Genomic DNA, 948 nt, shown 5'->3' on the forward strand with positions numbered 1-948 from the left:
TAGATGACGGAGCTGCGGAACCCGACGATTTCGCGGCGTCCGCTGAACTTGTCCATGAGGAAGGAGTGCAGGCTGTCGACGCTGGGTACGGCGACGTGGACGAGGAAGTCGTCGCCGCCGGCCACGACGTACACCGACAGCACCTCGGGCAGCTCCAACGCATATTTCTTGAAGCCGTCGATGACGGTGCGGCTCAGGGGCCGAACCTGCACATGCAGCAATGCTTGGACGCCGCGGTTGAGGGCGGCCAGGCTGATCTCGGCGTGGTAGCCGGTGATCACGCCGCGTTCCCGCAGTGCGCGCACGCGTTCCAGGCAGGTGGACGGTGCGATGCCGACCGCGCGGGCCAGTTCGCGGTTGGTCTGCCGCGCATGTGTCTGCAGGTGCTGGATGATCGCCGAATCAAGTTCGTCCACGACCGGAATCTTGCCATGCTCTCCGAACGATGTTCGCCTTGAGCCGGTCAGTGCCAGGCACCTGCCTACTGTCGGTCCCGTTCCGGCGAGCACACGACAGGAGCCATCATGGTCGCGACCCACCTCGACACCGAGCCCATGCACGAGCACGTCGTCATCAGGCGGGGCGTACGGTCCGGCCTGCCGATCGTCGTCGCGGTGCACTCCACCGCGCTCGGTCAGGCCATCGGCGGCTGCAGGGTCGCGCAGTACCCGCACTGGCGCGACGGGCTCACCGACGCGCTGCGGCTGTCGGCCGCGATGTCTGACAAATGCGCGCTGGCTGGGCTGCCCAACGGCGGCGGCAAGACCGTCGTCGCCCTGCCCCAGGGCAGGACACTCGACGCGGCCGCCCGTCGGGCGGCGCTGCACGACGCGGGCGACGCGATCGCCGGCCTGGACGGCGCCTATGCCACCGGACCGGACGTGGGAACCGGACCGGACGACATGGCCACGATCGCCGAACGGACCCCGCATGCGTTCTGCCGACCGG

General features: G+C 68.8%; 2 protein-coding genes. One reads left to right on the top strand and one right to left on the bottom strand.

Annotation, left to right across the window (positions count from 1 at the left end; translation table 11 throughout):
- On the bottom strand, window positions 1–416 hold a 416-nt coding region (locus ACPXB1_RS30590), incomplete at its 3' end, for an Lrp/AsnC family transcriptional regulator (RefSeq protein WP_425736171.1).
- Between the two features lie 108 nt (window positions 417–524).
- Here ACPXB1_RS30590 and ACPXB1_RS30595 point away from each other — a divergent pair.
- A partial coding sequence (locus tag ACPXB1_RS30595; RefSeq protein ID WP_425736172.1) for a Glu/Leu/Phe/Val dehydrogenase dimerization domain-containing protein occupies window positions 525–948 on the top strand: 424 nt, incomplete at its 3' end.

Source organism: Micromonospora sp. DT68, from assembly GCF_049847245.1.
GTDB classification, from domain to species: domain Bacteria; phylum Actinomycetota; class Actinomycetes; order Mycobacteriales; family Micromonosporaceae; genus Micromonospora; species Micromonospora profundi.